The sequence below is a fragment of the Lentzea sp. NPDC020367 genome (assembly GCF_044387305.1).
GTDB lineage: Bacteria > Actinomycetota > Actinomycetes > Mycobacteriales > Pseudonocardiaceae > Lentzea.
In genome coordinates, this window is the sequence record NZ_JBIRVV010000002.1 from 741,955 (window position 1) to 749,947 (window position 7,993).

At 70.0% G+C, this 7,993-nt stretch carries 1 protein-coding gene (cut by a window edge); it reads right to left on the reverse strand.

The window, feature by feature from the left end; translation table 11 throughout:
* On the reverse strand, positions 1 to 7,969 hold the 5' portion of the coding sequence (locus ACH413_RS10530; protein ID WP_360030642.1) for an SDR family NAD(P)-dependent oxidoreductase. Its footprint begins 21,806 nt before the window's first position; only the first 7,969 of its 29,775 coding nucleotides appear in the window; it begins with the start codon at positions 7,967 to 7,969; the stop codon falls past the left edge of the window.
* Positions 7,970 to 7,993: the final 24 nt, after the last annotated feature.

Genomic DNA, 7,993 nt, shown 5'->3' on the forward strand with positions numbered 1-7,993 from the left:
CGCCCGTAGGCGGCCACGTCGAGGTGTCGAAGTCCACGGTCGTGGCGCCGGACGTCAGGAAGCCGGACGCGTGCTCGGTCCACGGCAGGTCGCTGTCCTCTGGACGGCTGTGGATCGCCACCGCCCGCCGGCCACCGTCCCCGCCGACCCGGATCTGCACCTGAACGGCACCGGACTCTGGCAGCACGAGCGGCGCCGCGATCGTCAGCTCGTCCACTCGATCGAGGCCCACCTCGTCCGCAGCCCGCAGCGCGAGTTCGACGAGTGCCGCGCCGGGCACGAGGACCGTGCCGTGCAGCGAGTGGTCCCGCAGCCACGGGTGGGTGCGCAGCGACAGCCTGCTCGTGAACAGCAGACCTTCTCCCCCGGCGAGCTCGACGGCGGCACCGAGCAGCGGGTGCTCCACCGCGCCGAGACCGGCCGACCGGACATCCGAGCGCGTGGACACCTCCGGCCAGAACGTTCGCTGCTCGAACGCATAGGTCGGCAGGTCGATCTTCCGGCCATGTTGACAGAACCGGTTCCAATCAACATTGACGCCGTCAACATTGATTCGACTCAATGCCGTCAACATTGACTTGACCTCGTCAACGTTGCGCCGCACCGCGGGCACGCAGCCGTCCACCATCGCGGACAGCACGCCGTCCGGCCCGATCTCCACGAACTTCACATCACCCAACGCGGTGACGTTGTCGTGGAAGCGGACCGTGTCGCGGACGTGGTTCACCCAGTAGTCGACGGTGGCGACATCGCCGGATGTCGACATTCCTACAACCGGCTGGTGGAACGTCAGCCCGCTGATGGCCTCGCGGAAGTCGTCCAGCATCGGCTCCATCAACGGCGAGTGGAACGCGTGACTGACCTTCAGCCGCTTGTTCTTCCACTTCTGCGCGATGGCGAGCACTTCTTCTTCGACGCCGGCGATCACCACGGACCGAGGCCCGTTGACCACCGCGATGGACACGCCATCGGTCAGGTATTCGCGCACCTTCTTCTCGGAGGCGACCACGGACACCATGGCGCCACCGGCGGGCAACGCCTGCATGAGCGACGCACGCGCCGTCACGAGCTGACAGGCGTCTTCGAGGCTGAACACGCCAGCGACGTGCGCGGCGGCGATCTCGCCGATGGAGTGGCCCGCGATGTGGCGCGGCTTCACGCCGTAGAACTCGAACAGCCGATACAGCGCGACCTGGAACGCGAACAGCGCAGGCTGCGCGACCCCTGTCTGGTTGAGCGCGGCCTGGTCGTCGCCCCACATGACCTCGCGGACGGCCGGGTCGAGGTTGGCCAGCACCGCGTCGAGCGCCTCGGCGAACACGGGGAACGCCTCGTACAGCTCACGCCCCATGCCGATCCGCTGCGACCCCTGCCCGCTGAACAGGAACGCCATCTCGCCAGCCTTGGCGACGCCAGTCGCCAGCACCTCGCCGTCCAGCACCACGGCCCGGTGGTCGAACAACGCGCGCGTGGTCAGCAACGAGAACGCGATGTCCGCCGCGTCCCCCGGCCACGCCTTGATCCGCTCGACCTGCCCGGCCAACGCGTCCGCCGAGCGCGCCGACACCACGTAGGGCACAAGGCCCTGCTGAATCGATCCCGGTTGACTGGCCCCCAGGGGGCCGCGAGCCCCCATCTCAATCATCTCAGGCAGGTCTGACAGTTCCGGCGCACTCGGCGCTTCCAAGATCACGTGCGCGTTCGTGCCCGAGACGCCGAACGACGAGACGCCGGCGCGACGCGGGCGGGAGACGGAAGGCCACGTCGTCGCGGCCGTGACCAGGGAGACCTCGCCCGCGGTCCAGTCGATGTGGGTCGACGGCTGGTCGACGTGCAGCGTCGCGGGCACGACGCCGTGGCGCATCGCGTGGACCATCTTGATGATGCCGGCGACACCGGCGGCGGCCTGGGTGTGGCCGATGTTCGACTTGATGGAGCCGAGCAACAGCGGCGACGGCCGGTCCTGGCCGTACACGGCGAGCAGCGCCTGCGCCTCGATCGGGTCGCCCAGAGTCGTGCCCGTGCCGTGCGCTTCGACGACGTCGACGTCGGTCACGGAGAGCCCGGCCGAAGCCAGCGCGGAGCGGATCACGCGTTGCTGCGACGGGCCGTTCGGCGCGGTCAAGCCGTTCGAGGCGCCGTCCTGGTTGACCGCCGAGCCGCGCACGACCGCCAACACGGTGTGGCCGTTCCTGACAGCGTCGGACTGGCGTTCCAGCACCAGCAGACCGACGCCCTCGCCCCAGCCGGTGCCGTCGGCGGCGTCGGCGAAGGACTTGCAGCGGCCGTCCATCGCGAGGCCGCGCTGCTTCGAGAAGGCGACGAACGAACCCGGCGTCGACATCACGGTCACGCCGCCGGCGAGTGCCAGCGAGCATTCGCCGTTGCGCAGAGCCGAAGACGCGAGGTGCAGTGCCACCAAAGAGGAAGAGCAAGCCGTGTCGACGGTGACGGCAGGGCCTTCGAGTCCGAAGGTGTAGGCGACGCGGCCGGACAGCACGCTCTGCGCGGTGCCGGTGCCCTGGTAGCCCTCGAAGATGTCGTCGGACACCAAAGTCGAGTAGTCGTTGGACATCACACCCGCGAACACGCCCGTTTTGGAGCCACGAACGGAAGCCGGGTCGATGCCCGCACGCTCGAAGGCCTCCCACGCGGTCCGCAGCAGCAGCCGGTGCTGCACGTCCGTGGCGAGCGCCTCGCGCGGGGACATGCCGAAGAAGTCCGGGTCGAACGACGGGGCGTCGTGCAGGAACCCGCCCTGCATCACGTGGGTCTTGCCGGCGGCGTCCGGGTCCGGGTCGAAGAGCCCGTCGAGGTCCCAGCCGCGGTTCGACGGGAAGCCCGTGACGCCGTCGCGTTCCTCGAACACCAGGCGCCACAGGTCTTCCGGCGACGCCACGCCGCCCGGATAGTGGCAGGCCATGCCGACGATCACGATCGGGTCGTCGGAAACGGCTCCAGCGACCACTTCCGGCACGAAGACGTCCGCGCCGAACAGCTCGTCCACCAGGTAGGAGGCGAGAGCGCCTGCGGTCGGGTAGTCGAAGATCAGGGCCGCGGGCAGGCGGATGCCGGTCGACGCGGTCAGGCGGTTGCGCAGCTCGACGGCGGTCAGCGAGTCGAACCCGAGTCCCTGGAACGTACGGGTGCGGTCCACTTCGGACGCGCTGCCGTGGCCGAGCACGGCGGCGACCTCGGTGGCGACCAGTCCCAGCACCGCTTCCAGCCGGGCGTCGGAACCGAGCCTCGACAGTTCGGCGACAAGCCCTTCCGCGGCAACGGACTGGGCGGCTGCGCGGCGCTTCGGGGTCCTGATCAGGCCGCGCAGCAACGGCGGCGGCGTGCCCTGGGCGCGCAACGCGGGAAGATCCAGGCGAAGCGGCAGCAGGAAAGCGTCCGATCCTGCCGCACCGGCGTCGAACAAGGCCAGGCCCTCCGCGACCTTCAGCGGAGGCATACCGGACCGGGCGATGCGCTGCATGTCGGCGTCCGACATCGTGGCGGTCATGCCCGAGGTCTGTTCCCAAGCACCCCATGCCAGCGCGACGGCGTGTTGCCCGGATGCGCGGCGGACACGAGCGAGAGCATCGACGAACGCGTTGGCAGCGGCGTAGTTCGCCTGTCCGGCGCCACCGAACGTGCCCGCGGCCGACGAGAACAGCACGAAAGGCACGTCGGGCAGCAGTTCGTGCAGGTGCAGAGCCGCGTCCGCCTTCGGGCCCAGGACAACGGCGATGCGCTCCGGCGTCAACGATTCAACGACACCGTCGTCCAGCACCGCGGCCGTGTGCACTACGCCGCCGACGGAGTGCCGCGCCAGCAACGATTCCAGCGCCGAACGGTCGGAGACGTCACACGCCTCGACGATCACGTCCGCGCCCAGCTCCCGCAACGCCGAGACGTCAGCGGAGCCGCTGCGCGAGACCAGCAACAGCTCACGAACACCGTGCTCCGCAACGAGATGCCGCGCCACCAGCTGACCGAGTCCGCCGGTGCCACCGGTGATGAGCACGCGACCCGACCAGGACAGCTGCGAGGTGGGCAGCGCGGCACGGGCGAGGCGGGCGGCCAGAACGACACCGTCGCGGATCGCCAGCACCGGCTCGTCAGTCGTCAACGCGTGCAGCACCGCACCCACGGAGGCGTCGGAGAAGTCCAGGTCCACCAGCACGAACCGGCCGGGGTGCTCGGACTGCGCCGACCGCACCAGTCCACGGGCGGCGGCCGCGGCGAGATCGTCGCCGTCCACCGCGCCGCGCGTCACGAACGCAAGCCTGCCCTCAGGCCGCGTCACGAACTCCTGGATCAGCGCCAACACCCGCGCGCACGTCTCGCGAACATCCGTGCCGACCACAGGAACCAGCGTCAGGTCGGCATCGGTCAACTCGGAGACGACCGGACCGGCGGCCAGCGACAGCACGTCCGGCCCGAGCACCGCGACGGTCTGCTCCGCGAACCCGGCCGGCAACTCGACAGGCGCCCACTCGATGCGGAACAACGAGTCGCGCTCGACCCCGGACCCCAGCTCGTCAACGGGAACCGGCCGCGTCTGCAGAGCCTCCACGGACGCGACAGGAGCGCCGGTCGCGTCGGCGACAGCGATCTCCATCGAGCCGTCCTCGCCGCGCGACAGCCGCACCCGCACAGCGGAAGCGCCCGACGCGTGCAGCGATACGCCCTGCCAGGAGAACGGCAGTCCACCGCGGCTGATCGAGCCGAGGTCACCGAACCCGGCGGCGTGCATGCCGGCGTCCAGCAACGCCGGATGCAGCCCGAACGCGCCGCCATCAACGCCCTCGGGCAGCGACACCTCGGCGTAGACGACGCCGTCGCCGCCACGCCAGACCGCTTGCAGGCCCTGGAAAACCGGGCCGTAGTCGAAGCCCATGTCGGTGAAGCGCTCGTACGACCCGGCGATGTCGACGGACTCGGCACCGGCGGGCGGCCACACCGAGGCGTCGAACGACACCGCGTTGGGGCCCGAGCCGAGCACGCCGGAAGCGTGCTGAAGCCAAGGCGTGTCAACGGAACCCTCGGTTCGCGAGAAGATCGCGACGCTGCGCTTGCCCTCGGCGCCGACCGCGCCGACGGAGACCTGCACCTGGGCGGCGGTTCCCGGCGTCAGCACGAGGGGCGCGGCGAGCGTGAGTTCCTCCACGCGGTCGCAGCCGACCTCGTCCGCCGCGCGAACAGCGAGCTCCAGGAATGCGGTGCCGGCGAACAGAACCCGGCCCATCACGACGTGATCCGCGAGCCACGGGTGCGTCGCCAGCGACAACCGGGACGTGAACAGGTGCCCCGACGAGCCGGCCAGTTCGACGGCCGCGCCGAGCAGCGGGTGACCGACCGAGCCGAGGCCCGCGCCCCGTACGTCGCCGGACTGCGTCTTCGGGCGCGGCCAGAACCGCTGCCGCTGGAACGCGTACGTCGGCAGGTCCGCCTTCTGCGCCCCGGAACCCTCGAACAGCCGGGTCCAGTCCACCGGAACACCCGCGACGTGCAGCCGCGCCAGCGCCGTCACGAACGCCAGCTCCTCGCCGCGGTCCTTGCGCGCGGTCGGGATCGCGTCGTCGACCATCGCGGCGAGCACGCCGTCCGGGCCGACCTCGACGAACGTCTTGTCGCCCAGCGCGGTCACGGTGTCGTGGAACCGCACGGCGTCGCGCACGTGCCGAACCCAGTACTCAGGTTGTTCAACAATCCCACGACCCAACAAAGGAATTGAGGGATTGTTGAACGAAATGCCGGAGATCGCCGCGCGGAAGTCGTCCAGCATCGGCTCCATCAGCGGCGAGTGGAACGCGTGGCTGACCTGCAGCTGCTTGACCTTGCGCGGCGCGGCGCCGGACGTAGGATCGTTGAGTTGTTCAACAATCCTACGTGCCTCTTGTTCAACACCGGCGATGACCAGCGACGCCGGGCCGTTGATCGCGGCGATCGAGACGCCGTCGGTGAGGAGCGGGAGGACCTCGTCCTCCGTGGCCTGCACGGCGATCATCACGCCACCGGCCGGCAGCGCCTGCATGAGCGAGGCGCGCGCGGTCACCAGCGCGCAGGCGTCCTCCAGCGAGAACACCCCGGCGACGTGCGCGGCTGCGATCTCACCGATCGAGTGGCCGGCCACCTGCTCCGGCACGAGTCCGAACGACTCCAGCAACCGGAACATGGCGACTTCGAAGACGAACAACGCGGGCTGCGTGTAGCGGGTCTGCTCCAGCGCGGCGGCGTCATCGCCCCACATCACCGAACGCAGAGCAGGGTCGAGGTGTTCGAGAGCGGCGTCGAACGCGGCGGCGAACACGGGGAACCGGGCGTGCAGCTCACGTCCCATGCCGAGGCGCTGCGATCCCTGTCCGGAGAACAGGAACGCGAGCGTGGTCTCGTCGGCGGCCACGCCACGGGCGAGCTCGGTGCCGTCCGGCAGCACCACGGCACGCTGTTCGAACGACGCCCGCGCCGTCGCCAGCGTGAACGCGATGTCCAGCGGCGACAGGGAGTCCACGACCGCTTGCAGCCGATCCCGTTGCGCGTCCAGGGCGGCCGCGGTGCGACCGGACAGAACCCACGGCAGCACAGCGGGAGCGGACACGACCGGAGCGCCCTCGACGACCAGCGCAGGAGCCTGCTCGAGGATCACGTGCGCGTTCGTGCCCGACACACCGAACGCGGACACACCGGCGCGCAGCGGGCGGTCGACCGAGGGCCACGGCCGGGCGTCGTGCAGCAGCGACACGTTGCCCTTGGTCCAGTCGACCTGGGTCGAGGGCGTGCCGAGGTGCAAAGACTTGGGCAGCAGTCCGTTCTGCAGCGCCATGACGACCTTGATCACACCGGCGACACCCGCGGCGCCCTGGGGGTGACCGATGTTGGACTTGATCGACCCGAGGTAGAGCGGCTCGGCGCGGTCCTGCCCGTACACCGAGAGGATGGCCTGCGCCTCGATCGGGTCGCCAAGGGTGGTTCCGGTGCCGTGCGCCTCGACGGCGTCCACATCGGACGGTGCGAGGCCGCCGTTCTGCAGTGCCTGACGGATGACGCGCTGCTGCGAGGGCCCGTTCGGCGCGGTCAGGCCGTTGGAGGCGCCGTCCTGGTTGACGGCGGAACCGCGCACCACGGCGAGGATCTTGTCGCCGGCACGCTGCGCGTCGGACAGACGCTTGAGCACCAGCACGCCGACGCCCTCGGACCAGCCGGTGCCGTCCGCGTCGTCCGAGAACGCCTTGCAGCGCCCGTTTCCGGCGAGCCCACCCTGCGAGGTGAAGGCGGCGAACCCGGCGGGCGTCGTCATGACCGCGACACCACCGGCCAACGCCAGGTCGCACTCACCGGCGCGCAGCGCGGACGAAGCCAGGTGCAGTGCCACCAAAGAAGAAGAGCAGGCGGTGTCGACGGTGACGGCGGGACCTTCCAGTCCCAGCAGGTAGGAGATGCGGCCGGAGAGGACGGAAGCAGCGAACGCGGTCGTGGCGTACAGGCCGACGTCCTCGCCCGAGCGCGAGAGCAGGTCGGCGTAGTCCTGCGAGGTCGTGCCCATGAACACGCCGGTCTTGGTGCCGCGCAACGACTGCGCGTTCACGCCCGCGCGTTCCAGGGCCTCCCAGGCGGTTTCGAGCAGTAGGCGCTGCTGCGGGTCCATGACGACGGCTTCGCGGGGCGAGATGCCGAAGAACCCGGCGTCGAACGACGCCGGGTCTTCGAGGAAACCACCTTCGATGGTGGCGGAGTTGAGGTCGGTGACGTCCCAGCCACGATCGGCGGGGAATCCGCCGATCACGTCCCTGCCTTCCGCGACGACCTGCCAGAGCTCCTCGGGCGAGGCCACCCCGCCTGGGTACCGGCAGCCGATGCCCACGATCGCGATCGGTTCCACCGCTGCGGCGATCAGCTGCTGGTTCTGCTTGCGCAGCCGGTCGATCTCCTTCAGTGACGACCGCAGAGCCTCGACGTACTGGTTAGCAGAGGTGGTCATCGCGCTTCCTTCTCGGATCGCCCG